Annotated in this window: 33 protein-coding genes; 32 read left to right on the top strand and 1 reads right to left on the bottom strand. The window is 68.2% G+C overall.

Annotated elements, in window-relative coordinates:
* Positions 1 to 191 precede the first annotated feature (191 nt).
* The 25 genes from AB3M83_RS13010 (at position 192) to map (ending at position 20,092) form a co-directional block, all read left to right on the top strand.
* Positions 192 to 6,230: a SpaH/EbpB family LPXTG-anchored major pilin gene (locus AB3M83_RS13010; protein WP_412948838.1), complete on the top strand. Its 6,039-nt coding sequence runs from the start codon at positions 192 to 194 to the stop codon at positions 6,228 to 6,230.
* A 129-nt stretch (positions 6,231 to 6,359) separates the two neighbouring features.
* Positions 6,360 to 7,403, top strand: coding sequence for a class C sortase (locus AB3M83_RS13005; RefSeq protein WP_412948836.1), 1,044 nt, complete (start codon positions 6,360 to 6,362; stop codon positions 7,401 to 7,403).
* A gap of 366 nt (positions 7,404 to 7,769) precedes the next feature.
* Entirely contained in the window at positions 7,770 to 8,078 is a 309-nt protein-coding gene (gene rpsJ / locus AB3M83_RS13000; protein ID WP_018171443.1) for a 30S ribosomal protein S10, read from the top strand.
* 8 nt (positions 8,079 to 8,086) lie between these two features.
* Positions 8,087 to 8,746, top strand: coding sequence for a 50S ribosomal protein L3 (rplC, locus tag AB3M83_RS12995; RefSeq protein WP_412948835.1), 660 nt, complete (start codon positions 8,087 to 8,089; stop codon positions 8,744 to 8,746).
* A gap of 2 nt (positions 8,747 to 8,748) precedes the next feature.
* Positions 8,749 to 9,411 carry a 50S ribosomal protein L4 gene (gene rplD, locus AB3M83_RS12990; protein ID WP_412948833.1) on the top strand — a complete coding sequence of 221 codons (663 nt, stop codon included), beginning with the start codon at positions 8,749 to 8,751 and terminating at the stop codon, positions 9,409 to 9,411.
* Complete coding sequence (rplW, locus tag AB3M83_RS12985) at positions 9,408 to 9,719, top strand: 50S ribosomal protein L23 (RefSeq protein WP_412948831.1); 312 nt, start codon at positions 9,408 to 9,410, stop codon at positions 9,717 to 9,719. The genes rplD and rplW overlap by 4 nt, the downstream gene beginning before the upstream one ends.
* 26 nt (positions 9,720 to 9,745) lie before the next feature.
* Positions 9,746 to 10,585, top strand: coding sequence for a 50S ribosomal protein L2 (gene rplB / locus AB3M83_RS12980; protein ID WP_412948829.1), 840 nt, complete (start codon positions 9,746 to 9,748; stop codon positions 10,583 to 10,585).
* Positions 10,586 to 10,597: 12 nt separating this feature from the next.
* Positions 10,598 to 10,879, top strand: a complete 282-nt coding sequence (rpsS, locus tag AB3M83_RS12975) for a 30S ribosomal protein S19 (protein ID WP_018187348.1) — start codon at positions 10,598 to 10,600, stop codon at positions 10,877 to 10,879.
* A gap of 39 nt (positions 10,880 to 10,918) precedes the next feature.
* Positions 10,919 to 11,317 carry a 50S ribosomal protein L22 gene (gene rplV / locus AB3M83_RS12970; RefSeq protein WP_412948828.1) on the top strand — a complete coding sequence of 133 codons (399 nt, stop codon included), beginning with the start codon at positions 10,919 to 10,921 and terminating at the stop codon, positions 11,315 to 11,317.
* Positions 11,317 to 12,066 carry a 30S ribosomal protein S3 gene (rpsC, locus tag AB3M83_RS12965; protein WP_412948827.1) on the top strand — a complete coding sequence of 250 codons (750 nt, stop codon included), beginning with the start codon at positions 11,317 to 11,319 and terminating at the stop codon, positions 12,064 to 12,066. The genes rplV and rpsC overlap by 1 nt, the downstream gene beginning before the upstream one ends.
* Positions 12,066 to 12,485, top strand: a complete 420-nt coding sequence (rplP, locus tag AB3M83_RS12960; protein ID WP_412948825.1) for a 50S ribosomal protein L16 — start codon at positions 12,066 to 12,068, stop codon at positions 12,483 to 12,485. Before rpsC ends, rplP begins: the two co-directional genes overlap by 1 nt.
* The gene (rpmC, locus tag AB3M83_RS12955) at positions 12,485 to 12,799 is read left to right on the top strand and encodes a 50S ribosomal protein L29 (protein ID WP_282443345.1); all 315 of its coding nucleotides are present in this window, start codon (positions 12,485 to 12,487) and stop codon (positions 12,797 to 12,799) included. Before rplP ends, rpmC begins: the two co-directional genes overlap by 1 nt.
* On the top strand, positions 12,799 to 13,128 hold the full coding sequence (gene rpsQ / locus AB3M83_RS12950) for a 30S ribosomal protein S17 (RefSeq protein ID WP_412948823.1): 330 nt from the start codon (positions 12,799 to 12,801) through the stop codon (positions 13,126 to 13,128). Before rpmC ends, rpsQ begins: the two co-directional genes overlap by 1 nt.
* Before the next feature lie 3 nt (positions 13,129 to 13,131).
* Positions 13,132 to 13,500: a 50S ribosomal protein L14 gene (gene rplN / locus AB3M83_RS12945; protein WP_248170008.1), complete on the top strand. Its 369-nt coding sequence runs from the start codon at positions 13,132 to 13,134 to the stop codon at positions 13,498 to 13,500.
* A gap of 2 nt (positions 13,501 to 13,502) precedes the next feature.
* Positions 13,503 to 13,862: a 50S ribosomal protein L24 gene (rplX, locus tag AB3M83_RS12940; protein WP_412948822.1), complete on the top strand. Its 360-nt coding sequence runs from the start codon at positions 13,503 to 13,505 to the stop codon at positions 13,860 to 13,862.
* A 2-nt stretch (positions 13,863 to 13,864) separates the two neighbouring features.
* A complete protein-coding gene (gene rplE, locus AB3M83_RS12935) occupies positions 13,865 to 14,455 on the top strand; it encodes a 50S ribosomal protein L5 (RefSeq protein WP_412948819.1) in 591 nt (196 codons plus the stop codon).
* A gap of 134 nt (positions 14,456 to 14,589) precedes the next feature.
* The gene (gene rpsH, locus AB3M83_RS12930) at positions 14,590 to 14,988 is read left to right on the top strand and encodes a 30S ribosomal protein S8 (RefSeq protein WP_412948816.1); all 399 of its coding nucleotides are present in this window, start codon (positions 14,590 to 14,592) and stop codon (positions 14,986 to 14,988) included.
* Between the two features lie 6 nt (positions 14,989 to 14,994).
* A complete protein-coding gene (gene rplF, locus AB3M83_RS12925) occupies positions 14,995 to 15,531 on the top strand; it encodes a 50S ribosomal protein L6 (RefSeq protein WP_412948813.1) in 537 nt (178 codons plus the stop codon).
* A gap of 2 nt (positions 15,532 to 15,533) precedes the next feature.
* Positions 15,534 to 15,893 carry a 50S ribosomal protein L18 gene (gene rplR, locus AB3M83_RS12920; RefSeq protein WP_412948812.1) on the top strand — a complete coding sequence of 120 codons (360 nt, stop codon included), beginning with the start codon at positions 15,534 to 15,536 and terminating at the stop codon, positions 15,891 to 15,893.
* The gene (gene rpsE, locus AB3M83_RS12915; protein ID WP_412948809.1) at positions 15,890 to 16,570 is read left to right on the top strand and encodes a 30S ribosomal protein S5; all 681 of its coding nucleotides are present in this window, start codon (positions 15,890 to 15,892) and stop codon (positions 16,568 to 16,570) included. Before rplR ends, rpsE begins: the two co-directional genes overlap by 4 nt.
* Complete coding sequence (gene rpmD, locus AB3M83_RS12910; RefSeq protein ID WP_028496517.1) at positions 16,570 to 16,755, top strand: 50S ribosomal protein L30; 186 nt, start codon at positions 16,570 to 16,572, stop codon at positions 16,753 to 16,755. Before rpsE ends, rpmD begins: the two co-directional genes overlap by 1 nt.
* The gene (gene rplO, locus AB3M83_RS12905; protein WP_412948806.1) at positions 16,755 to 17,243 is read left to right on the top strand and encodes a 50S ribosomal protein L15; all 489 of its coding nucleotides are present in this window, start codon (positions 16,755 to 16,757) and stop codon (positions 17,241 to 17,243) included. Before rpmD ends, rplO begins: the two co-directional genes overlap by 1 nt.
* Before the next feature lie 100 nt (positions 17,244 to 17,343).
* Positions 17,344 to 18,669 carry a preprotein translocase subunit SecY gene (gene secY, locus AB3M83_RS12900; RefSeq protein WP_412948803.1) on the top strand — a complete coding sequence of 442 codons (1,326 nt, stop codon included), beginning with the start codon at positions 17,344 to 17,346 and terminating at the stop codon, positions 18,667 to 18,669.
* Positions 18,666 to 19,259 (top strand): adenylate kinase, encoded by a 594-nt coding sequence (locus AB3M83_RS12895; RefSeq protein WP_412948801.1) that lies wholly within the window; start codon positions 18,666 to 18,668, stop codon positions 19,257 to 19,259. Before secY ends, AB3M83_RS12895 begins: the two co-directional genes overlap by 4 nt.
* Positions 19,259 to 20,092 (top strand): type I methionyl aminopeptidase, encoded by an 834-nt coding sequence (map, locus tag AB3M83_RS12890; RefSeq protein ID WP_412948798.1) that lies wholly within the window; start codon positions 19,259 to 19,261, stop codon positions 20,090 to 20,092. Before AB3M83_RS12895 ends, map begins: the two co-directional genes overlap by 1 nt.
* 123 nt (positions 20,093 to 20,215) lie before the next feature.
* Here the strand turns inward: map and AB3M83_RS12885 are convergent, their stop codons facing one another.
* Positions 20,216 to 21,193: a hypothetical protein gene (locus AB3M83_RS12885; RefSeq protein ID WP_412948796.1), complete on the bottom strand. Its 978-nt coding sequence runs from the start codon at positions 21,191 to 21,193 to the stop codon at positions 20,216 to 20,218.
* Positions 21,194 to 21,529: 336 nt separating this feature from the next.
* On the opposite strand from AB3M83_RS12885, the gene AB3M83_RS12880 reads away from it, so the two are divergent.
* From AB3M83_RS12880 to rplQ, 7 genes are all read left to right on the top strand, one after another.
* The gene (locus AB3M83_RS12880; RefSeq protein ID WP_412948794.1) at positions 21,530 to 22,210 is read left to right on the top strand and encodes a DsbA family protein; all 681 of its coding nucleotides are present in this window, start codon (positions 21,530 to 21,532) and stop codon (positions 22,208 to 22,210) included.
* A 139-nt stretch (positions 22,211 to 22,349) separates the two neighbouring features.
* Positions 22,350 to 22,571, top strand: coding sequence for a translation initiation factor IF-1 (gene infA, locus AB3M83_RS12875; protein ID WP_017201569.1), 222 nt, complete (start codon positions 22,350 to 22,352; stop codon positions 22,569 to 22,571).
* A gap of 65 nt (positions 22,572 to 22,636) precedes the next feature.
* Positions 22,637 to 22,753, top strand: coding sequence for a 50S ribosomal protein L36 (rpmJ, locus tag AB3M83_RS12870; RefSeq protein ID WP_005050492.1), 117 nt, complete (start codon positions 22,637 to 22,639; stop codon positions 22,751 to 22,753).
* Positions 22,754 to 22,898: 145 nt separating this feature from the next.
* A complete protein-coding gene (gene rpsM / locus AB3M83_RS12865) occupies positions 22,899 to 23,273 on the top strand; it encodes a 30S ribosomal protein S13 (RefSeq protein WP_412948792.1) in 375 nt (124 codons plus the stop codon).
* A gap of 34 nt (positions 23,274 to 23,307) precedes the next feature.
* Positions 23,308 to 23,706 carry a 30S ribosomal protein S11 gene (rpsK, locus tag AB3M83_RS12860; protein ID WP_150893203.1) on the top strand — a complete coding sequence of 133 codons (399 nt, stop codon included), beginning with the start codon at positions 23,308 to 23,310 and terminating at the stop codon, positions 23,704 to 23,706.
* A 125-nt stretch (positions 23,707 to 23,831) separates the two neighbouring features.
* Positions 23,832 to 24,821 (top strand): DNA-directed RNA polymerase subunit alpha, encoded by a 990-nt coding sequence (locus tag AB3M83_RS12855; RefSeq protein WP_412948790.1) that lies wholly within the window; start codon positions 23,832 to 23,834, stop codon positions 24,819 to 24,821.
* 56 nt (positions 24,822 to 24,877) lie between these two features.
* On the top strand, positions 24,878 to 25,441 hold the full coding sequence (gene rplQ, locus AB3M83_RS12850) for a 50S ribosomal protein L17 (protein WP_412948787.1): 564 nt from the start codon (positions 24,878 to 24,880) through the stop codon (positions 25,439 to 25,441).
* The last annotated feature ends 511 nt before the right edge of the window (positions 25,442 to 25,952 follow it).

The raw sequence follows: 25,952 nt of genomic DNA, 5'->3' as shown, positions 1-25,952 counted from the left end.
CATCCAGCGCCTTCGCCGCGATGCCCCCAAGGGCGGCGCAAGATTTCCGCAAGATTGACCCAACTGCCGCAAGACCGCTCCTTCCGATGAGAGGTTTCTCATGTCCGCGGGGCGCAAGACGGATCACCCGAAGAATCCGCGCGTCCCGCATCACCGGTCCCGAAGCCGGTGGGGCGTACCCGAAGGCAGTCATGCGTTTGTCCTCCAGCTTCCGCGCGCCGTCGCGCCGCGGCGGGCGTGCCGCCGCGATGACGGTCGTCGTCGCGCTGGTGGCCGGACTGGCAGCGGGCTTCACCTCCTTCGGTGTGGCGGCCCCGGCAGCCGCCGCGGACTCCGCCGCGGCAGCAGAGGCCGAGGTCGCGGGTGCCACGGTGGCGGACGGTACCGCGCCTGCGGTCGAGACGCCCGCGCCGTCTCCGACCGCGTCGCCGTCGCCGACCGCGACGCCGTCGCCGGCCGCATCGCCGACCCCCGCGCCCACCGCCTCCGCGGCTCCGTCCCCGTCGGTTCCCGTCGCGCCGAAGCCGTCGGCGTCGGCGTCGCCCGAACCGACCGCCTCTCCCGAGGCGCCCGGCGCACCGTCACCCGTGCCGACGCCGTCGGCCACGACCGCGCCGACGAACACCGCGAGCCCGTCCCCGCGCTCGTCCAGTCGCATGACCACGATGGCGCTCAGCGCGGCCGCGGCGGCCTCCGCCGCGGCGCCGACCGAGGTGTGGAACGAGGACTTCGGCGACGGCGGCAGCGAGACGCGCACCATCGAATTCGTGACGGGGAGCAGCACGACCGGCTACACCGGTGACGCGTACTGGCGCGACTACAGCGAGTGCAACGGCCTGACCGTCACCTACAACACCACGAACTTCAGCACGACGGAGATGCGGTGGGGGTGGTGGCCGGTCGAGACCCCGAACTGCGATTCCGGCGACGCCGGCAACGCGCGCGTCAACGTCCGACGGCTCGCCGACGTCCTCGGTCAGGTCAGTGCGAAGGAACTCGACCCCGGCGCATCCGGGTCCAAGCAGGCCACCCGCTCGAACCGCGCACTCGTGGAGTGGACGTCATCGGGTTCGGGCACCAGCTCCGGCACGCTCGTCGCGCGGCGCGACACGGGCATCACGCTCAGCCCCTCACCCACGGGCGCTCGCTACTACGTCGCGTCGGTGGACGTCGCCGAGGCATCCTGCGGGATGAGTGACGCGCGGATCCGGCTCAGCCTGACGGAAGCCGGCGCACAGGGGTCGCCGGTCAGCCCGTGCGCTTCGTCGGCTCCCGCACACACCTCGCCGGCCCTGAACAACAACGCCAACCCCTGGCAGAACGGCGGGGCGTGGGTCCGCGCGGGCCGGTTCTACTCCGACGTCTCCCAGCTGGCGACCCCGGCTCAGGCCGCGGCCTTCCGCCCGACGATCCGCAACACGAACACCGGGTCGGGAGGCAACGACTTCGCCGTCGACAACCTCCGCGTCGTCGACGCGACGCCGAAGCTCGACATGGAGTTCGCCGAGAGCTCGGCCACGGTGTTCCACTCGACGCCGCTGACCTTCACCGTCACCAACACGGCGGAGTTCGCGGCGAAGGCGGACTGGTCGTTCGAGAACGCCCTCCCCGCCGGGATGACCTACGTCGACACCGAGTCCTCGACGTGCGGCGACGGACGCATCACGTCGCCCGCCGGCGCAGACACCATCAGCTACGACGGCGGCGACCTCGGCGCCGGTTCGGCGAACGGCACCTGCACGGTCACGGTCAACGTGATGGCCGATCGAAGCGGCACCCACACCAACCGTGCGAGCGCCGTGTCGACCACCGGACTGGACGCTCCCGCGAACACCTCCATCGCGGTCGAAGACGGGACCACGCTGACCCTCGCCACCCAGTTCGCAACCCCCCGCACCGCCGGCGGCGATCAGTTCGTCCTCTCCCTGCGGCAGGGATCGACGGTGATCGCGTCGACCACCACCGCCGGATCCGGCACGCAGGTCACCACGTCGCCCGCCGATGCCTTCCCCCGGTCGGTGCAGCCCGGGGCGACCTACACGATCCACCAGGCGCCCGTGTCGGGCACAGGGGCCGGATACGCCACCTCGTACTCCTGCGTGCGCGGGGGCACCGTCATCGCCTCCGGGGCGTCCGGGTCCGCGTCGCTGACGATCCCGACCGATCAGGTGGGGGCGGAGATCGTGTGCACCTTCACGAACGCTGCACAGACGGCCCGCTTCGCCTGCGACGTCAACCACTTCTACACGGTCTCGTCGACCGGCGCGATCCGGCAGGGTGACATCGTCACGGGGAACACTCAGGCGGTCGGCACGCTCGCGAGCTCCGGCAGCGAGCAGGTCAACGGCCTCGCCATCCGGCAGCTCGACGGCGTCAACGAGGCGTATGCCCTGGTCCGTGCGGATGCGGCGGCGTCGAACACGACGGTGAGCCGAATCGTGAAGGTCACCACCGGCGGGGCGGCCACGACCATGTACTCCACCCCGTTCTCCACCGGCGCCACGGCGATCGCCGGTGGCAGCGACGCCGACGGCCGCTATTACTTCGGCGGCTTCCAGTCGGGGACCACGAGCACCCAGGGGCGCTTCGTGCTCTGGACGTACCAGGAGGGCGGTGCGCCGACGCAGCTCGGCTACATCGAGACCGGGCTGAACGCCCCCTACGGGAACGGCGACCTCGCTTTCGACGCCCGCGGCAACCTCTACATCCTCGGCGCTGTCAGCTCTGGCGATGCCCAGGCGGCGATCTTCACGGTCACCCGCGAGGCGCTCACGGCAGCGCGCACCGCGCCGTCCGCCACCCAGAACATCACGTACCAGTCGACCTTCCGCAAGACGATCACGGGCACCGACACCGGCAACGCCCTGTCGAGCGTGAACGGCATCGCGTTCTCCCCGCGCGGCACCGCGTACCTCTCCGACTCCTCGAACATCTACGAGTTCGACCCGACGACGTGGACCCGCGTCGGTGGCACAGCGCGCGTCCCGCACGCGTCCAGCGACCTCGCATCGTGCTCGTCGCCGGCCACCATCACCGTTCAGAAGAACGTGGTGGGCCGGGCGGCCGCCGCCGACCAGTTCGCGCTGACTCTCGCACAGGGCTCGGAGACGATCGCCACCGCGACGACCTCGGGAAACGCCACCGGCGTGCAGGGCCGGCCGACGACGCCGAGCGGGATGCCTTCCGCGCAGCAGATCGGTCCGCTTCCCGCGCCCATCGGCACGACCTTCCGGGTCTCCGAAGCGATGGCGAGCGGCTCGAGCAGCCCGATCGGGGCATACGGGACGCGGTTCGAATGCTGGGCGGGCGGGGTCCTCATCGCCTCGGGCGCCACGGCCGTCAACGATGTGACGATGCCGGACACGCTCAGCATCAACGTCAGCTGCACCTACTTCAACACGCCGAGCCCGGTATCCCGCGTCACCGTCACCAAGCGGATCCTCAATCCGGCGACCGGCGCCACAGATGCGGCCGCGGGATGGACCGTGGGCGTCACCGCGACACCGACGACGGGGAACGCGACGGCGCTGCCGAGCCAGTCCACGCAGCAGGAGACCGGAGCCGACGGAAGCGCGTCCTGGACGGTCCTCTACGGGAGCGCCGCCTCCCGCGCGACGGTGGTCGTCTCGGAAGTCCAGAAGGCCGGGCACCAGTTCGTGTCCGGCAGCTGCACCGTCAACGGCACGGCGCGCGCGGTGACCTTCACCACGAGCGGCAGCACCGTCTCGGGCACCATCACCGACGCTGCGCCCAACCAGCCGATCGCGTGCACCTTCGTCAACCGGCCGGTGGCGACCCTCACCCTCGTCAAGAGCGTCGCGTTCGGCTCCGCGCCCGCGACGTCGTGGACGCTGTCGGCGACCCGGTCCGAGACGGCGACCGCCGCTCTCGCCGGGTTCTCGGGCGACACCGGCACGACCCGGACCGTCACCGCGGGAACGCCCTATCGGCTCTCCGAGGCGAGCAAGGCATCGGCCGCGGCTCTCACCGCCCCCTACGTCCAGGCGGGGGACTGGGCCTGCCGGACGGCCGGCGGTCAGACCGTCCCGGTCAGCTCGCAGGGGGATGTGACGCTGTCGGCGGGTGCCGCCGTGACCTGCACGGTGACGAACACGACCGCCACGATCAGTCTCGTCAAGAGCCTGCGGCCTGGATTCGCGGCGGGAGTCACCCCCGCGACGTGGAACCTGACCGCCACGCCGTCGGCCGGGTCCGGGCTCTCGACCGTGACCGTGGCGGGAGCGGCGAGCGAAGCCGCAGCCAACACCATCAACGTCCGGCCGGGCACGACCTACACGCTCTCCGAGGCTCTCGCGTCGGCGACGAGCACCCTGCCGTTCCGACTCGTGTCCCTCGAGCGCTTCGACGCCGCGACCTCCACCTGGGTGGACGTCACGAGCGCCACCGTCACTGCCCCCGCCGCAGGTCGCACTGCGGTGTACCGGTTCGTGAACGCTCCGATCGTCCCACCCACACTCCCGCTCACCGGCGGCCTCGGCAGCGACACCTTCCTGGTCGTCGGTGCGGGGATCCTCGCCCTGACCCTCGCCCTCGTCCTGTGGCAACAGCGATGGCGCTTCCGAAAGACGCTCGTCATGACCCGACTCCGTTCCAGCTCCACACCTTCCACACCACACCGCACCATCAAGGGGAAAAACACCATGTCCAAGTCCATCACCACGCGGGTGACCGCGACCGTGGGGGCGATCGCGATCGCGCTCCTCGGGTCCATCGCCGTGGCCGCTCCGGCCAGCGCGGCGAACGTCAGCACGACGCAGCCCGTCACCCTGACGATCCACAAGCACGCCAAGACGACCGGCAACGGCACCACCGCCGGCACCGGTGCCGAGCTGACCTCGCCCGCTCCGGGCGGAGTGGGCATCAACGGCGTCCAGTTCTCGGTTCAGCGCGTCGGCTCGATCGACCTGACCACGGATGCCGGCTGGAACACCGTCGAGGCGATCCAGACCCGCATCGCGGGCGGCTCGACCATCGCGGCGGCACTCACCGCCGAGAACCAGTCGCTCGGCACCGCTCAGACGGTCACCACCGCGACCCAGAACGGCGCCGCCGGCGTCGCGAGCGTCCCGGGCGTCGTGAAGTCGCTGTATCTCGTGACCGAGGGCACCGCTCCCTCGACCGTCGTCGAGAAGGCCGCTCCCTTCCTCGTCACCCTCCCGCAAGCGAACAACGCGAACAGCACCTGGAACTACGACGTCCACGTGTACCCGAAGAACGGCTACTCCACCGTGACCAAGTCCGAGGTCGCTCCGACGGCGGCGGAGATCGCCGCCGGCCGTGACCTCGTGCGCTGGAACATCGTCGCCGACGTCCCGGTCCTGCCGGTCTCGACGCCGCAGAAGGCGCTCACCGAGTTCGTCATCTCCGACACGGTCACCCCCGCTCAGCTCGCCTTCGTGACCACCGCTCCCGCGGGCGTCGCCGCGGCGACCACCGTCACGGCGACGAACGCCGCCGGCACCGCTGTGACCCTCGCGGCAGGCGACTACGCGCTCACGGCATCGCCGACGAGCGAGCTCGCCGTGACGTTCACGTCCACCGGCCTGGCGAAGCTGAACGCGTCGACCGGCGCGAACGCGCTTGCAGGCGGCAAGGTCACCCTGTCGGTCCTCACTCGCGTCCTCGATGTCCCCACTGCCGGCGTGATCACGAACCACGGTGGTACCCGCATCAACGGTGTCGTCAACGGCAAGGTGAACGGCGTCGACAACGGTGCCGCGGTCACCGCAGCCACGCGCTTCGCCGACGTCCAGGTCTTCTCGCACGTCGCCGGTGCCAACACGCCGCTCGCCGGGGCGAAGTACGCCCTGCTCGACAACAACGACCAGCCCGTCGTCATCAACGGCGTGCCCGTGACCGCCACGGCGAACGCGCAGGGCGTCGTCCTCTTCGAGAACGTGCCGGTGGCCGCTGCAGGGACGACCTACAAGGTCCGTCTGACCGAGGCGCCCGCGGGCTACCTCGACCCGAGCGCCACGGTGATCTCGGTCGACGTGAAGCCGGGTACCCCCGACCTCACCGGTGACGTGAAGGTGGCGGCGAAGAACTACCAGCCGTTCGCCTTCTCGCAGACCCCGGCGTGGGTGCTGCCCCTGACCGGTGGTGACGCCGGTGCGATTTTCATGATCGGCGGCAGCGCGATCCTCGCGACCGCTCTCGGTCTGGCCCTCATCGCGGCCCGCCGCAAGAACAAGGTTCAGCCCGCCTGACCTTGAATCGATCGGCGGGGGAGGCGTCTGCGGATGCCTCCCCCGCCTCTTGCCCCTGGAGGCGCCATGACCAGCTCGGAAGCGGCTCCGCCTCGGCGGAGACGGCACCGCGCGCCTCGTCGCTGGCGGGTGTCCGGCCTGGCCGTCGTGATCGTGGTCCTCAGCCTCGTGGGCACCGGAGTGCTCCTCTATCCCACCGCCGCCGCGTGGACCCAGCAGTATTACCAGTCGCAGGACATCCGGGACTACACCGCGGACATGGGCGCCACGGGGGCTGAGCAGCTGGCCGCCGAGGTCCGACAGGCACGCGAGTACAACGCGACGCTCACGGGCGGCGCGACCCTGCCGGCCAACCAGCGCAAGCCGCGCGCCGACGGCGAGCAGGCGGCCCCCGGCTACGACGACCTGCTCGACGCGGACGGCAACGGGCTGATCGGTCGCATCCAGATCCCGCGCATCGACGCGGACCTGGCGATCTACCACGGAACGACCGACGACGTCCTCGAAGAGGGAGTCGGGCACCTCGAAGGCACCGCGCTGCCCGTCGGCGGGGTGGGCACGCACTCGGTCCTCACCGCGCATCGCGGCCTCGCGACCGCAGAGCTCTTCACCCGGCTCGACGAGGTGCGCGTCGACGACACGTTCACCGTCTCCGCCTTCGGCGAGGTCCACACCTACCGGGTCCGCGCCACGCAGGTCGTCCTGCCCGAGGACACCCAGCTCCTCAATCCGGTCGCGGGGGAGGACCTCATCACGCTGGTCACCTGCACGCCGCTCGGCGTGAACAGCCACCGCATCCTCGTCACGGGGGAGCGGGTGATCCCGACTCCGATCGAGCAGCTCGAGGCTGCCGAGCGCGGCCCCGACATCCCGCGGTTCCCGTGGTGGGCGCTGGCCTTCGCCGGCGTGCTGCTGGGCGGGGCCCTCTACCTCTGGCTCTCGGGACTGCAGCCCCGCGTCCTGCCCGCCCTCGCGGGAGCGCGGCATCCGCTGCGACCCATGGTCCCCGTCCACGCCGCCGTCCTCGGCTGGCAGCCCGTGCGCCGGGCGCCGCTCGTCGATATCGTCGAGAAGGACACCGCGGGGCACCTCGGCCCGAGTCACCTCGACGTGACGCCCGCGGTCCGCGTTCCGGACCGCAGCGACGTGCGAACGACGCCCGACTCGGTCTAGCCGAAAGTGCGACACGCCCGGGTTTGCGACACGCCCGAACGGCACGTAGACTGTACAGGTTCCACATTCCTGCGCTTCGCGCGGGATCACTGCCAGGGCAGTGCATAGGCGGCGCCTCGTCCATCAGGATGCGGGTGCGCAGACCTAGGCCGCGGGCAGCAGAACACCACATCCCCCCTCACTTCCGGAAACGGATCCGCACGCGTGCGTACGAGGGAGCGGATACCGCGGGTCCTCCCGCGGATTGACATCAGAACAGCGGTGCAGCATCCCGAGCGCAAGCGCGGGGGACCTGCCCCCGGCGCATCAGCGCCCCGTGCGTCCAATGCCCCCGAGGTACGACGCGAGAAAGAGAGTGAGCAGACAATGGCGGGACAGAAGATCCGCATTCGCCTGAAGTCGTATGACCACGAGGTCATCGACTCGTCGGCACGGAAGATCGTCGACACCGTGACCCGTGCGGGCGCGACGGTCGTGGGCCCCGTGCCCCTTCCGACGGAGAAGAACGTGATCGCCGTGATCCGTTCGCCCCACAAGTACAAGGACAGCCGCGAGCACTTCGAGATGCGCACCCACAAGCGCCTCATCGACATCATCGACCCGACGCCCAAGGCCGTCGACTCGCTGATGCGTCTCGACCTCCCGGCCGACGTCAACATCGAGATCAAGCTCTGAGGTCGATCATGGCTGACATCAACTCCAAGGTTTCCAAGGGTCTGCTGGGCACGAAGCTCGGCATGACCCAGGTCTGGGACGAGAACGGCAAGGTCGTTCCCGTCACCGTCATCGAAGTCGCCCCCAACGTGGTGACCCAGGTGCGCACCCCCGAGCGCGACGGCTACAACGCCGTGCAGATCGCCTACGGGCAGATCGACCCGCGCAAGGTCAACAAGCCGCAGACGGCCCACTTCGAGGCCGCCGGCGTGACCCCTCGCCGCCACCTCACCGAGGTGCGCACGGCGGATGCCGCTGACTACTCACTCGGTCAGGAGCTCACCGTCGACGCCACCTTCGAGGCCGGCCAGCTGGTCGACGTCGTCGGCACCAGCAAGGGCAAGGGCACCGCGGGTGTCATGAAGCGTCACAACTTCAAGGGCGTCTCCGCTTCGCACGGTTCGCACCGCAACCACCGCAAGCCCGGCTCGATCGGCGCATCGTCGACCCCGAGCCGCGTCTTCAAGGGCATGCGCATGGCCGGCCGTATGGGTGGCGAGCGCGTGACCGTCCTCAACCTCACGGTGCACGCCGTCGACGCCGAGAAGGGTCTGCTGCTCGTCAAGGGCGCCGTCCCCGGTGCTCGTGGCCGCATCGTCTACGTCCGCAACGCAGTGAAGGGTGCCTGATCATGGCTGACTCGACTCTCGCGCTCGACGTCCACAGCCCCAGCGGCAAGAAGGCCGGCTCGGTCGACCTTCCCGCGGAGCTGTTCGACGTCAAGACGAACATCCCCCTCATCCACCAGGTCGTCGTCGCGCAGCTCGCGGCGGCTCGCCAGGGCACCCACTCGACCAAGCGTCGCGGTGAGGTCTCGGGCGCCGGCCGCAAGCCCTTCAAGCAGAAGGGCACCGGTAACGCCCGTCAGGGCTCGATCCGCGCGCCGCACATGACCGGTGGTGGCATCGTGCACGGCCCCAAGCCGCGCAACTACTCGCAGCGCACCCCCAAGAAGATGATCGCCGCCGCCCTGCTGGGCGCGCTCAGCGACCGTGCTCGCGGTGGCCGTCTGCACATCGTCGACTCCTTCGGCATCGAGGGCGCGCCCTCGACCAAGACCGCTGTGGCGGTCCTGAACGAGCTCGCCCCCACGAAGAACGTCATGGTCGTCATCACCCGTGATGACGAGCTGAGCATCAAGAGCGTCCGCAACCTCGCGTACGTCCACGTGCTCACGTTCGACCAGCTCAACGCCTACGACGTGCTCGTCTCCGACGACATCGTCTTCACCAAGGCCGCCTACGACGCGTTCGTCGCTGCGAAGGCCGGCGTGACCGAGGAGGTCTCGGCATGACCACCGCGAACATCTCTGGAAACAAGGACCCGCGCGACATCATCCTCAAGCCGGTCGTCTCGGAGAAGAGCTACGGGCTCATCGACGAGGGCAAGTACACGTTCCTCGTGGACCCCCGCGCCACCAAGACGGAGATCAAGCTCGCCATCGAGAAGATCTTCGGCGTCAAGGTCGCGTCGGTGAACACGCTCAACCGCCCGGGCAAGGCCCGCCGCACCCGCTTCGGCACCGGTAAGCGCAAGGACACCAAGCGCGCCATCGTGACCCTGAAGTCGGGCACCATCGACATCTTCACGGCCGTCGGCTGACAGCTGGGATAGAGGACTAGAGACACATGGCTATTCGCAAGTACAAGCCCACGACCCCGGGTCGCCGCGGTTCGTCGGTCGCCGACTTCGCCGAGATCACCCGATCGACGCCCGAGAAGTCGCTTCTTCGCCCGCTGGCGAAGACCGGTGGCCGCAACAACCAGGGCCGCATCACGACGCGTCACATCGGTGGTGGCCACAAGCGCCAGTACCGCCTGATCGACTTCCGTCGCAACGACAAGGACGGCATCAACGCCAAGGTCGCTCACATCGAGTACGACCCCAACCGCACCGCGCGCATCGCGCTGCTGCACTACGCGGACGGCGAGAAGCGCTACATCCTGGCGCCGAACAAGCTGTCGCAGGGCGACGTCGTCGAGTCGGGTGCCGGCGCTGACATCAAGCCCGGCAACAACCTGCCGCTGCGCAACATCCCGACCGGTACCGTCATCCACGCCATCGAGCTCCGTCCCGGTGGCGGCGCGAAGATGGCCCGCTCGGCCGGTACGTCGGTTCGCCTCGTGGCGAAGGACGGCCCCTACGCCCAGCTGCGTCTGCCCTCCGGCGAGATCCGCAACGTCGACGCGCGCTGCCGCGCGACCGTCGGCGAGGTCGGCAACGCCGAGCAGTCCAACATCAACTGGGGCAAGGCCGGCCGTAACCGCTGGAAGGGCATCCGCCCGACCGTCCGCGGTGTCGCCATGAACCCGGTGGACCACCCGCACGGTGGTGGTGAGGGTAAGACCTCCGGTGGACGTCACCCGGTCACTCCTTGGGGTCAGGCTGAGGGTCGTACCCGCCACCCCAACAAGGAAAGCGACAAGTTGATCGTTCGCCGTCGCAACGCCGGCAAGAAGCGGAAGTAGGAGTAGAGGAAGATGCCTCGCAGCCTTAAGAAGGGCCCCTTCGTCGACGAGCACCTGCTTCGCAAGGTCGTCTCGCAGAACGAAGCCGGTACCAAGAACGTCATCAAGACCTGGTCGCGCCGTTCGATGATCATCCCGGCCATGCTGGGTCACACCATCGCGGTCCACGACGGACGCAAGCACATCCCCGTGTTCGTGTCCGAGACCATGGTCGGTCACAAGCTGGGCGAATTCGCGCCCACCCGCACCTTCCGCGGCCACGAGAAGGACGACAAGAAGGGGCGTCGCCGCTAACGCGGTGACTTCCCAGAGAGAGGAAGAGGAGGAGAACTCATGGTGGAATCCATCGCACGCGTCAAGCACATCCGCGTGACCCCTCAGAAGGCTCGTCGTGTCGTCGCGCTCATCAAGGGCAAGCAGGCTCAGGAGGCTCTCGCCATCCTGAAGTTCGCGCCCCAGGGTGCCAGCGAGCCGATCTACAAGCTCGTTGCTTCGGCGGTCGCCAACGCCCGCGTGAAGGCCGACAAGGACAACGAGTTCCTGGACGAGCAGGACCTGTACGTGGCCAACGCGTACGTCGACGAGGGCGCGACGCTCAAGCGTTTCCGCCCCCGCGCCCAGGGTCGCGCGTTCCAGATCAAGAAGCGCACCAGCCACATCACGGTTGTGCTCTCGACCCCCGCGGTCGCTGAGACGGCCCCGGCTGCCACGACCAAGAAGGCGAGCAAGTAATGGGACAGAAAGTCAACCCGTACGGCTTCCGCCTCGGCATCACCACCGACCACGTGTCGCGTTGGTTCTCGGACTCCACGAAGCCCGGCCAGCGTTACGCGGACTACGTGGCCGAGGACGTCAAGATCCGTCGCCTGCTCACGACGTCGCTTGACCGCGCCGGCGTCAGCAACATCGAGATCGAGCGCACGCGTGACCGCGTCCGCGTCGACATCCACACCGCCCGCCCGGGCATCGTGATCGGCCGCCGCGGCGCCGAGGCCGAGCGCATCCGCGCCGACCTCGAGAAGCTCACCGGCAAGCAGATCCAGCTGAACATCCTCGAGGTCAAGAACCCCGAGGCCGACGCTCAGCTCGTCGCACAGGGCATCGCCGAGCAGCTCTCCGCACGTGTGGCGTTCCGCCGCGCGATGCGCAAGGGCCTGCAGGGCGCCCAGCGTGCCGGTGCCAAGGGCATCCGCATCCAGGTCTCCGGCCGCCTCGGCGGCGCCGAGATGAGCCGCTCGGAGTTCTACCGCGAAGGCCGTGTGCCCCTGCACACCCTGCGCGCGAACATCGACTACGGCTTCTACGAGGCGAAGACCACCTTCGGCCGCATCGGCGTGAAGGTCTGGATCTACAAGGGCGACCTCACCAACAAGGAGCTCGCTCGCGAGCAGGCCAACCAGAAGCCGTCGCGCGACCGTGGCGGCGACCGCCGCCGTGGCCCGCGCAACGAGGCCCCCGTCGCAGAAGGAGCGTCTGCCTGATGCTTATTCCCCGCAAGGTCAAGTTCCGCAAGCAGCACCACCCCGGTCGGGATGGCGCCGCCACCGGTGGCACGAAGGTGTCCTTCGGCGAGTTCGGTATCCAGGCCCTCACCCCCGCCTACGTGACCAACCGTCAGATCGAGTCCGCTCGTATCGCCATGACGCGTCACATCAAGCGTGGTGGAAAGGTGTGGATCAACATCTACCCCGACCGTCCGCTCACCAAGAAGCCGGCCGAAACCCGCATGGGTTCCGGTAAGGGTTCGCCCGAGTGGTGGGTCGCGAACGTCAAGCCGGGTCGCGTCCTCTTCGAGGTCGCCGGCGTCAGCGAAGAACTCGCTCGCGAGGCACTGACCCGTGCAATTCACAAGCTGCCGCTCAAGGCACGCATCATCAAGCGCGAGGAGGGCGACGCGTAATGGCTGTCGGCACCAAGACGCTCGCCCCGAGCGAGCTGGACACGTTCGAAGACCAGCGCCTCGTGGAGGAGCTGCGCAAGGCCAAGGAAGAGCTGTTCAACCTGCGCTTCCAGTCGGCCACCGGCCAGCTCGAGAGCCACGGCCGCATCCGTGCGGTCAAGCGCGACATCGCGCGGCTCTACACCGTCATCCGTGAGCGCGAGCTCGGCATCCGTGCCACGCCCGCTCCGGCTGAGACGGCCACCAAGGCGAAGAAGAGCAAGGCCAAGAAGGCGGACGAGTCCGCTGAGGCCGCGAAGGAAGAGGCCGAGTGATGGCTGAGAAGAAGGCTGCTGCAGCCACCGAGACCAAGGGCCACGAGTCGTCCGAGCGCGACGTCCGCGACGTCAACGCCCGCGGCTACCGCAAGACCCGTCGTGGCTACGTCACGAGCGACAAGATGGACAAGACCATCGTCGTCGAGGTCGAGGACCGCGTTAAGCACCCGCTCTACGGCAAGGTCATCCGCCGCACGTCGAAGGTCAAGGCTCACGACGAGCTGAACACCGCCGGCATCGGCGACCTCGTCCTCATCAGCGAGACCCGTCCGCTCAGCGCCTCGAAGCGCTGGCGTCTGGTCGAGATTCTCGAGAAGGCGAAGTAAGAAATGATCCAGAACGAGTCTCGCCTCAAGGTCGCCGACAACACCGGCGCCAAGGAGCTGCTCACGATCCGTGTGCTCGGTGGGTCCAACCGCCGCTACGCCGGCGTGGGCGACATCATCGTGGCGACCGTCAAGGACGCGATCCCGGGCGGCAACGTCAAGAAGGGCGATGTGGTCAAGGCCGTCATCGTCCGCACCGTCAAGTCGACCCGTCGTCCCGACGGTTCGTACATCAAGTTCGACGAGAACGCCGCCGTCATCCTGAAGAACGACGGGGAGCCCCGCGGCACCCGCATCTTCGGTCCGGTCGGTCGTGAGCTTCGCGACAAGAAGTTCATGAAGATCGTCTCGCTCGCCCCGGAGGTCATTTGATCATGGCGAACATCAAGAAGGGTGACCTGGTTCAGGTCATCAACGGCCGCAAGCAGGACAAGGGCGGCGACCGCGGCAAGCAGGGCAAGGTCCTCGAGGTCCTCGTCGAGCAGAACCGCGTCGTCGTCGAGGGCGTGAACTACGTCACGAAGCACACCCGTGTCGGACAGTCGCAGCGCGGCACCAAGACCGGTGGCATCGAGACGATGGAAGCCCCGATCCACATCTCCAACGTGGCGGTCGTCGACCCGTCGACCAAGAAGCCGACCCGCGTCGGCCACCGGGTCGAGGAGCAGACGAAGGACGGCGTCAAGCGCACCGTCCGTGTCCGCTACGCCAAGAAGTCAGGCAAGGACCTCTGAACATGAGCAACGCAACTGCTGTGGGAGCTGGCAAGATCCAGCCCCGCCTGAAGCAGAAGTACCAGGCCGAGATCAAGAAGGCGATGCAGGACGAGTTCGGTTACCCGAACGTCATGCAGATCCCCGGTCTCGTCAAGGTCGTCGTCAACACCGGTGTCGGTGAGGCTGCGCGCGACAGCAAGGTGATCGACGGTGCGGTCGCAGACCTCACCAAGATCACCGGCCAGAAGCCGGTCGTCACCAAGGCCCGGAAGTCCATCGCGCAGTTCAAGCTGCGCGAGGGCCAGGCCATCGGCGCGCACGTCACCCTCCGTGGCGACCGCGCGTGGGAGTTCGTCGACCGCCTCGTCAACCTGGCGCTTCCGCGCATCCGTGACTTCCGCGGCCTGTCGGACAAGCAGTTCGACGGCAACGGGAACTACACGTTCGGTCTCCAGGAGCAGGCTGTGTTCCACGAGATCGACCAGGACAAGATCGACCGCGTTCGCGGCTTCGACATCACGATCGTTACCACGGCGAAGACGGATGCCGAGGGTCGGGCGCTGCTCAAGCACCTGGGCTTCCCTTTCAAGGCGGCAGACGCTCAGGCGTGATCCGCTAGAATCGATCGTTCGGCCTCGGGGCGTGCTCCGGGGCCGAACGACCGCACAACTGAATATCGAACATTCATCGAAGGTCGCCTGTCGTGTAACGGCAGTCGAAACCTCATGACTAAAGGACATCACTTATGACGATGACAGACCCGGTCGCAGATATGCTGACCCGTCTGCGCAACGCGAACTCGGCACACCACGACTCCGTGTCCATGCCGAGCTCGAAGCTCAAGACTCACATCGCCGAGATCCTCCAGCGCGAAGGCTACATCGCCGGGTGGGAGGTCTCGGACGCCCGCGTGGGTCAGAGCCTCACCCTGACGCTGAAGTACGGCCCGAACCGCGAGCGGTCGATCGCCGGCATCAAGCGCGTCTCGAAGCCCGGTCTGCGCGTGTACGCACGCTCCACCGAGCTGCCCACGGTCCTCGGTGGCCTGGGCGTCGCGATCCTGTCCACCTCCTCTGGCCTCCTCACGGACCGCCAGGCTGAGCAGAAGGGCGTCGGCGGGGAAGTCCTCGCCTACGTGTGGTGATCTGACATGTCGCGTATTGGACGACTTCCCATCGACATCCCCGCCGGCGTGACCGTTTCGGTCTCCGGCCAGGACGTCGCTGTCAAGGGCCCCAAGGGTGAGCTGACGCTCACCGTTGCCAAGCCCATCGAGGTTGCGGTCGAGGAGAACCAGGTTCTGGTCTCCCGTCCCGACGACGAGCGCGAGTCGCGTTCGCTGCACGGACTGACCCGCACCCTGATCAACAACAACATCATCGGCGTGACGCAGGGCTACACCAAGGGCCTCGAGGTCGTCGGCACCGGTTACCGAGTGGCCCAGAAGGGCGCAGCCGTCGAGTTCGCGCTCGGCTTCTCGCACCCGGTCCTCGTTGAGGCTCCGGCGGGCATCACGCTCACCGTCGAGGGCAACAACAAGGTCACCGTCGCCGGCATCGACAAGCAGGCCGTCGGCGAGGCCGCCGCCAACATTCGCAAGATCCGCAAGCCCGAGCCGTACAAGGGCAAGGGTGTGCGCTACGCCGGCGAGGTCGTGCGTCGCAAGGCCGGAAAGGCTGGTAAGTAACCATGGCTGTGAAGTCGAAGTCCGACGCCCGTTCGCGTCGACACGCCCGTCTTCGCAAGAAGATCGTGGGCACCGAGGCGCGTCCGCGCCTCGTCGTGACCCGTTCGGCCCGCCACGTCTTCGTGCAGCTGGTCGACGACAGCAAGGGCCAGACCGTGGCATCCGCATCGACCCTCGAGGTCGATCTGCGCACGTTCGACGGTGACAAGACCGCCAAGGCCCGCAAGGTCGGCGAGCTCGTCGCTGAGCGTGCGAAGGCTGCCGGCGTCGAGTCGGCCGTGTTCGACCGTGGTGGCAACCGCTACGCCGGCCGCGTCGCAGCGATCGCCGACGGCGCTCGCGAAGGAGGTCTGAACCTGTGAGCGATAACAAGGAGAACGAAGTGACTGCGACCGAGCAGCCCGCCACGGCTGCCGCCGAGGCGCCCGCCGAGCGTGAGCGTGAGCCGCGTCGCGGTGGCCGCGAGCGCAGCCAGACCCGTGACCGCAACTCGCGTGACCGGGGCGACAACCAGTTCCTGGAGCGCGTCGTCACGATCAACCGCGTGTCGAAGGTCGTCAAGGGTGGCCGCCGCTTCAGCTTCACGGCGCTCGTCGTCGTGGGTGATGGCAACGGTCTCGTCGGCGTCGGCTACGGCAAGGCGCGCGAAGTCCCCCTCGCCATCTCGAAGGGTGTCGAAGAGGCCAAGCGCAACTTCTTCCGGGTCCCGCGCGTCGGCTCCACCATCCCGCACCCCGTGCAGGGTGAGGCCGCTGCCGGTGTCGTGCTGCTGCGTCCGGCTGCCGCCGGTACCGGTGTCATCGCCGGTGGTCCGGTCCGCGCCGTCCTCGAGTGCGCCGGCATCCACGATGTCCTCTCGAAGTCGCTCGGCTCGTCGAACACGATCAACATCGTGCACGCGACCGTCGCGGCTCTGAAGAGCCTCGAGGAGCCCCGTGCCGTCGCCGCCCGTCGTGGTCTCGACTACGACGCCGTCGTGCCCGGCATCATCATCCGCAACGAGGCCAAGGCCGCAGCGGCGCAGAAGGCAGGTGCGTGATGGCGAGCCGTCTGAAGGTTACGCAAGTCAAGTCCAAGGTGAGCGAGAAGCAGAACCAGCGCGACACGCTGCGTTCGCTCGGTCTGAAGCGGATCGGCGACTCCGTCGTCCGTCCCGACGACGCGCAGACGCGCGGCTACGTCAAGACCGTCGCGCACCTCGTCAAGGTTGAGGAGATCGACTGATGGCTGAGAAGAAGGCGGAGACGCCGAAGAAGGATGCCACTGCAGGACGCCCCGGCGTTCTGAAGGTCCACCACCTGCGTCCGGTCCCCGGCGCCAACACCGCGAAGACCCGTGTCGGTCGCGGTGAGGGCTCGAAGGGCAAGACCGCTGGTCGTGGCACCAAGGGCACCAAGGCCCGCAACACCGTCCGGGTGGGCTTCGAGGGTGGCCAGATGCCGCTCCACATGCGTACGCCGAAGCTGCGCGGGTTCAAGAACCCGTTCCGCGTCGAGTACCAGGTTGTGAACCTCGAGAAGCTCGCCGAGCTGTACCCGACCGGTGGCGACGTCACCGTCGCCGACCTCGTCGCCAAGGGTGCCGTCCGCAAGAACGAGAAGGTCAAGGTGCTCGGCACCGGCGACATCTCGGTCGCGCTGACGGTGGCCGTCGACAAGGTCTCGGGTTCGGCCGAGCAGAAGATCGTCGCCGCAGGCGGTTCGATCAAGTAATCGCGTCACAGGGGCCGGAGGATAACCTCCGGCCCCTGTTGCCGTATGTTGGAATGCGGCGCGCCCCGACGCGCCCGGCATCCCACTGGAGGAAATCCCTTTGTTCAGCGCCATTGCGCGGGTCTTCCGCACTCCGGATCTGCGTCGGAAGATCGGTTTCACGCTGGCGATCATCGCCATCTACCGGTTCGGCGCGCACATCCCGACTCCGTTCGTCGACTTCCCGAACGTGCAGTCCTGCCTGAGCCAGTCCGGCTCGACCGAGGGTCTGCTGTCGCTGGTCAACCTCTTCTCGGGTGGCGCGCTGCTGCAGCTGTCGATCTTCGCCCTCGGCGTCATGCCGTACATCACGGCGACGATCATCGTGCAGCTGCTGCGCGTGGTCATCCCGCACTTCGAGACGCTGTACAAGGAAGGCCAGGCCGGTCAGGCCAAGCTGACCCAGTACACGCGCTACCTCACGATCGCGCTTGCACTGCTGCAGTCGACGACCCTCGTGACGGTGGCCCGCTCGGGCCAGCTGTTCGGCATCACCGGCATCGCCGAGTGCGAGCAGCTGCTCACCGATGAGGCATGGTGGGCACAGCTGCTCATGATCCTCACGATGACCGCCGGCACCGGACTCATCATGTGGATGGCCGAGCTCGTCACCGAGCGCGGCATCGGCAACGGCATGTCGCTGCTGATCTTCACCTCCATCGCCGCCTCCTTCCCGTCGGCGCTGTGGGGCATCGCGCAGGCGCGCGGCTTCGAGGTCTTCCTCCTCGTCCTCGCCGTCGGCATCGCGACGATCGCGCTGGTCGTGTTCGTCGAGCAGTCGCAGCGCCGCATCCCGGTGCAGTACGCCAAGCGCATGGTCGGGCGTCGCACGCTCGGCGGCACGAACACGTACATCCCGATCAAGGTGAACATGGCCGGCGTCGTGCCCGTCATCTTCGCGTCGTCGCTGCTCTACATCCCTGCGCTGATCGCGCAGTTCAACGCGAACCCGGATGCCGACGGCTCCGTCCCCGGATGGGTGTCGTGGATCCAGACGAACTTCACCACCGGTGACCACCCGCTGTACATGGCGGTCTACTTCCTGCTCATCATCGGCTTCACGTACTTCTACGTCGCGATCACGTTCAACCCGGTCGAGGTCGCCGACAACATGAAGAAGTACGGCGGCTTCATCCCCGGCATCCGTGCCGGTCGTCCCACGGCCGAGTACCTGGACTACGTCCTCACGCGCATCACGCTGCCGGGGTCGATCTACCTGGGCCTCATCGCGCTGCTGCCGCTGATCGCGCTGGCGACGGTCGGTGCCAACCAGAACTTCCCGTTCGGCGGCGCATCGATCCTCATCATCGTCGGTGTCGGTCTCGAGACCGTGAAGCAGATCGACGCTCAGCTCCAGCAACGACACTACGAAGGACTTCTGCGATGACGTCGACTCCCGCACGCCTGCTGATCATCGGGCCCCAGGGCTCCGGCAAGGGCACCCAGGGTGCTCGCATCGCACAGGCGCTCGGGATCCCGGCCGTATCGACCGGCGACGTCTTCCGCGCCAACGTGAGCGAGGGCACCGAGCTCGGCCTGAAGGTGAAGGCGATCATCGACGCCGGCGACCTCGTGCCCGACGAGCTGACCAGCGAGATCGTCCGCGACCGTCTCACGCAGACGGATGCCGCGGCGGGATTCCTGCTCGACGGCTATCCCCGGAACCTCGGCCAGGTCCGCGACCTCGACGCGTTCCTCGAGTCGCGCGGTGAGCCTCTCACCGCCGTCATCGAGCTGACGGTGCCGCGGGAGGAGTCGATCTCGCGACTGTCGGTGCGCGCCGCCGAGCAGGGACGCGCCGACGACAACGCGGAGTCCATCGCGAAGCGCCTCTCGATCTACGAGTCCGAGACCGCGCCGATCCTCGACGTCTACCGAGACCGCGGCATCGTCGACGGCGTCGACGGCGTCGGCTCGTTCGACGAGATCACCGAGCGCATCGCGGCGGCCCTCGAGGCCCGCGGCATCACGGCGTGATGGGTCTTCGCCGCTCCCTGTACAAGACGCCCGCCCAGCTGCGGGCGATGGTGGAACCCGGTCTCATCACGGCCGCCGCGCTTCAGGCGCTGCGACCGGCGGTCGTGGCCGGCGCGACCACCGCCGAGATCGACGCCATCGCGTACGAGACCATCGTCGGCCGCGGCGCCGAGTCGAACTTCCAGCTCGTGCGCGGCTACCGTCACACCACCTGCATCTCGGTGAACGAGCAGGTCGTGCACGGCATCCCGGGGGAGCGCGTCCTCCAGCCGGGTGACATCGTCTCGATCGACTGCGGCGCCCAGTTCAAGGGGTGGAACGGCGACTCGGCGATCACGATCGTCGTGCCCGACCCGTCCCGGCCCGAGCTCGTCGCCGCCCGGCAGCGTCTGTCGGAGGTCACCGAGGATTCGCTGTGGGCGGGGATCGCCGCCCTGGCATCCGCTCACCGCGTCGGTGAGATCGGCGACGCCGTGCAGACGCACATCGAGTCGTCGGGGGAGGGCTACGGCATCCTCCGCGACTATGTCGGCCACGGCATCGGTCGCAAGATGCACGAGGGCCCCACCGTCTTCAACTACCGCGTGGCCGATCTCGGACCCGAGGTGCGCCCCGGCCTGTGCCTGGCCATCGAGCCGATGGTCGTGGCGGGCGATGAGGCGACCCTCGTCGAGGACGACGACTGGACGGTCTCGACCGTCGACGGCCGCGACGGCTCGCACTGGGAGCACAGCGTGGCCGTGCACGACGGCGGCATCTGGGTGCTGACGGAGCCGGACGGGGGAGCCGCGAAGCTCGCCGAGTTCGGCGTCGTCCCCGTCGAGATCGCCTGAGCCGCTCCCTCTCGCCCGCGCGCGCGAGCCGGACACTTCGCCGCGAGACGGACGGCTCGCCGCGAGACGGACGGCGCGACCGTGCGTCTGGCGCCGGATGGTCCGTCTCGTGGCATCGGGCTGTCATCGGGGGAGCGAGCGCGTCGAGGACTGCAGCGTCGCGAGCATGGCGAGATTCGCGGGGCGGACGCGGTGCACGCCCGCCGCGCTCAGGGCCTGCTGCAGCGGAACGACCCGGAAGGCGTCGCGCAGGTCCCACCTCGCGAACGGATGCCCGTGGCGGCGGAGCCTGTCCTCGCGCGTCTTCTCCGTGCGCAGGAGTTCCGCCGCTCGTTCGGGACGCTCGAGTTCGTACTTCCCCCACCCATCTGATTCGCCGATCGCGTGGGATGCCGGGAAGAAGAAGTCGACGCGGGCTTCCCGCCCCTCGTAGGTGAAGCTCTGCTGCAGGATCGGAGTCTCGAATCCGCACCAGGCGATCACCGCACGGCTCACGCTCTCGCCGGGGGACTCCGACATCCCGTCGGTCTGGCACAGCACCTGGCGGGCGCGCCGGTGGCCGCGTGATGTCGACCCCGCGGCGAGCCGCTGCTGGAGCGCGCCGACCGTCAGCGTCCCGCCCTGCACGCTCGACACCGCGGCATCCGTCACGGCCAGCGCGTGGGCCGGCGGCAGCACCCTGGCCAGCGCGACCACGGTGTCGAGCAGCGACGTGACGAGGATCCCGCCCACCCGGCACACCTCCGTCGGTGCCGTCGTCGTGTGCACCTGCACGTCGCCGCGTGTCCGGCTCCACTGGGGCGCCGGCTCGATCACGTGGATGCGGCTCGCCTCGCCGAACAGCGGCAGGCCGTGCAGGACGGCCGCGGACTCGTCCGCGAGGACCCCGTCAGGGTGAGTGCGGGCGAAAGCGTGCACCCTCACCGCGTACCGCTGCCAGGGACGGAGCGCGCGGAACGCGGCACGATCGACCCACGCGCCCGGTCGGACCCGGTGGTGCGTGTCGTGGGAGAGACGGATGCCGCGCAGTCGCGCCTCGGCGCGGTTCAGGATCTCGAGCGGCGGAAAGATCATCGCGCGCCCGGCAAGAGTCAAGGCCATGGGGCATCCTGCCCGGGCCGGCACCGGGTGCCGCCGCTCGCCCCCCTCACGTGTGGAGGGCATCCGCCCCCGCCTCGCCGGGGGAGAAGCCCCGGTGCCCCTGCCCGCGCCGCGCGGCCGCCGCTGGCCGCGACGAGACCGACGATCCGCGGCGAGACGGACGATCCGCGCCGAGACGGACGGGGAGAACATCCGTCTCGCGCCGAACCGTACGTCTCGCAGCAACCCGGACCGCCGCCCCGTGGAGTGAAGGCACAGGGGAGGGGTGGGAGGATGGAGCAAACGGATGCCGGGCGCCCGGCATCCGGCATCGAGAAGTGATCGAAGGGTGTGGCGTTGGCACAGGCGGCTGCAGGGAAGACGAACTGGTTCGCGATCTGGATCAGCGTGGCGGTCGTCGCCGTGCTGGCCCTCGTGATCGGCATCGTCGTGGTGATGAACAACGCCGCGACCGCGCCTGCCGCGCGCCCCGACAGCGCGGGCATCGACGAGTCGACCGGTGCCGTCGTCGTCGGCACGGGCGCGAACGAGATCGACGTCTGGGTCGACTTCTACTGCCCTCACTGCCAGGACTTCGAGGATGTCTACGGCCCGACGCTCGAGGAGCAGCTCGGCGACGAGTCGGTCACCCTCAACATCCACCCCGTCGCGCTGAACTCCCTCAATGCGGCATCCGGGACGGACTTCTCGAAGCGGTCCGCGAACGCGCTGTTCTGCGTCGCCGCCGATGAGCCGGTCGCGGCCTTCCCGTTCTACACGTCGGTCTTCGCCGAGAAGCCGAGCGGCGCGGGCCTCACCGACGAGCAGCTCGTCGAGCACGCGGAGGCCGCCGGCTCCATGGGCGCCGCCGAGTGCATCGCCGACCGGACGTGGGACGACCTCGTCGCCGAGCAGACCGAGACCATCCCGGCCGACCCCGAGACGGGCGGTGCAGGCACGCCGACGGTCTTCGTCAACGGCGAGCGGATCACCCTCACCGGCGACGCCGAGGCCGACATCGTCGCCCGCCTGAACTGACCTCCGCCCGGCTGCGCCGAGTGGCGGGTCGGGAAAATATCACGTACACTGAATCTTTGGTGCCTTGCGCCTTTCTCGGCGTGTCACCACCACCCCATTCACCGCAGACCGACCGGTCTGCACAACTGTAAGCGAGCGTATGGCCAAGAAAGACGGTGTCATCGAGATCGAGGGCGTGATCTCCGAGGCTCTGCCGAACGCGATGTTCCGCGTCGAGCTGAGCAACGGACACAAGGTCCTGGCCACGATCTCCGGCAAGATGCGGCAGAACTACATCCGCATCATCCCCGAGGACCGCGTGGTCGTGGAGCTCTCGCCCTACGACCTGACCCGCGGGCGCATCGTTTACCGCTACCGCTAGACCGGTCGAGAAGTAACGCCCCGCGCCGTCAGGCGCGTCGGCGAAGACAGCGAAACAGGAACATCATGAAGGTCAACCCCTCCGTCAAGCCCATCTGCGACCACTGCAAGGTCATCCGTCGCCACGGTCGCGTCATGGTCATCTGCAAGTCCAACCCGCGTCACAAGCAGCGCCAGGGCTGAACGGATGCCGCGTCCGCGCGGCCCGCAGACTCACAACTGAACACATCTCGGCAGGATCAGAACCCGTTCGGCGGGGGACACCTCGGGTCGGAGGCCCGGGCACCGATCCTGCTCCACACCTCCACTTACTCCTAGGAGACATCGCATGGCACGTCTTGCCGGCGTCGACATCCCGCGTGACAAGCGCGTGGTGATCGCCCTCACCTACATCTACGGCATCGGCCGTACCCGCTCGGTCGAGATCCTCACCGCCACCGAGATCGACGAGTCGATCCGCGTCAAGGACCTCTCCGACGACCAGCTCGTCGCACTCCGCGACTACATCGAAGGCACCTACAAGGTGGAGGGTGACCTGCGCCGCGAGGTCGCCGCAGACATCCGCCGCAAGGTCGAGATCGGCTCGTACGAGGGCATCCGCCACCGTCGTGGCCTCCCGGTGCGCGGTCAGCGCACGAAGACCAACGCGCGTACCCGCAAGGGACCCAAGCGCACCGTCGCCGGCAAGAAGAAGGCGCGCTAAAGCGCGGCCGCCACAGGTTTAGGAGAACACGCACATGGCACAGGCCAAGTCCGCAGCGCGCAAGCCGCGCCGCAAGGAGAAGAAGAACATCGCGCTGGGCCACGCCCACATCAAGTCGACGTTCAACAACACGATCGTCTCGATCACCGACCCGTCCGGCGCCGTCATCGCCTGGGCGTCCTCGGGTGGCGTGGGCTTCAAGGGCTCCCGCAAGTCGACCCCGTACGCGGCCGGCATGGCCGCCGAGTCGGCTGCCCGTCAGGCCGCCGAGCACGGCGTCAAGAAGGTCGACGTCTTCGTGAAGGGTCCGGGTTCGGGCCGCGAGACCGCGATCCGCTCGCTGACGGCCGCCGGCCTCGAGGTCGGCTCGATCCAGGACGTCACGCCCCAGGCTCACAACGGCTGCCGCCCCCCGAAGCGCCGCCGCGTCTGATCTTTCCGCGACGGATGCCGGGTGGCGCGCGCTCCGGCGCGGCCCCCGGCATCCTCGGACACAACTCAACACCTCTTGAAACTGCACGTGTCATATAGCGGTCACGTGACTGAAAGGAACACATAGTGCTCATTGCACAGCGTCCCACTCTGACCGAGGAGAAGATCGGCGAGTACCGCAGCCGCTTCGTCGTCGAGCCTCTCGAGCCGGGCTTCGGCTACACGATCGGCAACGCGCTGCGCCGCAGCCTGCTGTCCTCGATTCCGGGTGCGGCTGTCACCAGCATCCGCATCGACGGCGTCCTGCACGAGTTCAGCACGGTCCCCGGTGTCAAGGAGGATGTCACCGAGATCATCCTCAACATCAAGCAGCTGGTGGTCTCGAGCGAGCGCGACGAGCCGATCACCGCGTACCTGCGCAAGACCGGTGCGGGCGAGGTCACGGCCGCCGACATCTCGGCTCCCGCCGGCGTCGAGGTGCACAACCCCGAGCTCGTCATCGCGACGCTCAACGACTCGGCGAAGTTCGAGCTCGAGCTGACGATCGAGCGTGGCCGCGGCTACGTCTCGGCCACGCAGAACCGCAACGAGTACGCCGAGGCCGGTCAGATCCCGATCGACTCGATCTACTCGCCCGTCCTCAAGGTCAGCTACCGCGTCGACGCGACCCGTGCCGGGGAGCGCACCGACTTCGACAAGCTCGTCCTGGATGTCGAGACCAAGCCGTCGATCACCGCCCGCGACGCTGTCGCTTCGGCTGGTCGCACGCTGGTCGAGCTCTTCGGCCTGGCCCGTGAGCTGAACGTCGAGGCCGAGGGCATCGAGATCGGCCCCGCGCCGGTCGCCGAGGTCCTGACCAACGAGCTGTCCATGCCGATCGAGGACCTCGATCTGTCGGTCCGCTCGTACAACTGCCTCAAGCGCGAGGGCATCAACACGGTGTCTGAGCTCGTCGCCCTGTCGGAGACGCAGCTCATGAACATCCGCAACTTCGGTCAGAAGTCGGTCGACGAGGTGCGCGACAAGCTCGTGTCGCTCGGCCTGTCGCTGAAGGACTCGGTCCCCGGGTTCGACGGCGCGCACTTCTACGGCGGCTACGAAGACGAGACCCTCTGAGCGGACACCGGTTCGCCCGGGTCTCTCGCTGACTTTTTTCAACTGGAGTAATTGATATGCCTAAGCCCACGAAGGGCGCCCGCCTCGGAGGCGGCCCCGCCCACGAGCGCCTGCTGCTTGCGAACCTCGCCGCTGCGCTGTTCACCCACAAGTCGATCACCACGACCGAGACCAAGGCCAAGCGCCTGCGTCCGTTCGCGGAGCGTCTCGTGACGTTCGCCAAGCGCGGCGACCTGCACGCCCGCCGTCGCGTGCTGTCGGTCATCGGCGACAAGTCGGTCGTCCACGAACTGTTCGCCGAGATCGCCCCGCTGGTCGCCGAGCGTGAGGGTGGCTACACCCGCATCACGAAGGTCGGCAACCGCAAGGGTGACAACGCCCCCATGGCCGTGATCGAGCTCGTCCTCGAGCCCGTTACCCCGAAGGTGAAGTCCACCAAGAAGGCGGACGCTCCGGCTGCCGCTGCTCCCGCCGAGGAGCCGGCCGTCGAGGACACCGCTCCCGAGGCCGACGCTGCCGAGTCCGAGGCTCCTGCAGCCGAGGCCGGCGCCGAGTCGCCCGAGGAGGGCGCTGCTGCTGAGGCTGCGGCCGAGGACGCCGTCGCGGACGACGCGAAGTAAGACTCCCTCGTCGAGGGACCTCAGGGCCCGCCCCCGTTTCGGGGCGGGCCCTTTCGCGTACCCGGCGCCGGTCGCGCGACGCGCCCGGGGTGCACGCGGCCGTCGACGGCGAACTCCCTGCTCACCGGGACTTGTCGTGTTCCGACACGCCCGGTGTCCGAAAATCCGGGCTCCGGATTTGCCCGATCCCCGAAGCGCGCGTATATTTTTACTTGTTCGCCCCACAGGGAAGAGCGAGAGGCCGGAAGGCCCGCCTCCCTCACGTCGGTGAACATCTCCACCCGATAAGAAACAGCCGCTCGATGGTTGGGTCTGATCATCACGATCTAGGTCGGAGCCAGGATGCCTGCTCGCACAGGTCGTCCGGCACCGTGATTCACTGAGAATCACACGGCGTGTCGGATTTGACGGGTTCGAAACGGCGTCCTAAGATAGAGAAGTTGCCCCACAGTGAAGCCCGGGAGGGTGGAGGTGGGAGCATCCGATCCTTGAGAACTCAACAGCGTGCACT

The sequence above is a fragment of the Microbacterium pasadenense genome (genome assembly GCF_047246565.1).
In the GTDB taxonomy this organism is placed as follows: domain Bacteria; phylum Actinomycetota; class Actinomycetes; order Actinomycetales; family Microbacteriaceae; genus Microbacterium.
Note: the sequence above shows the minus strand (reverse complement) of the source record. Positions and strands in the feature narration are given on the sequence as shown.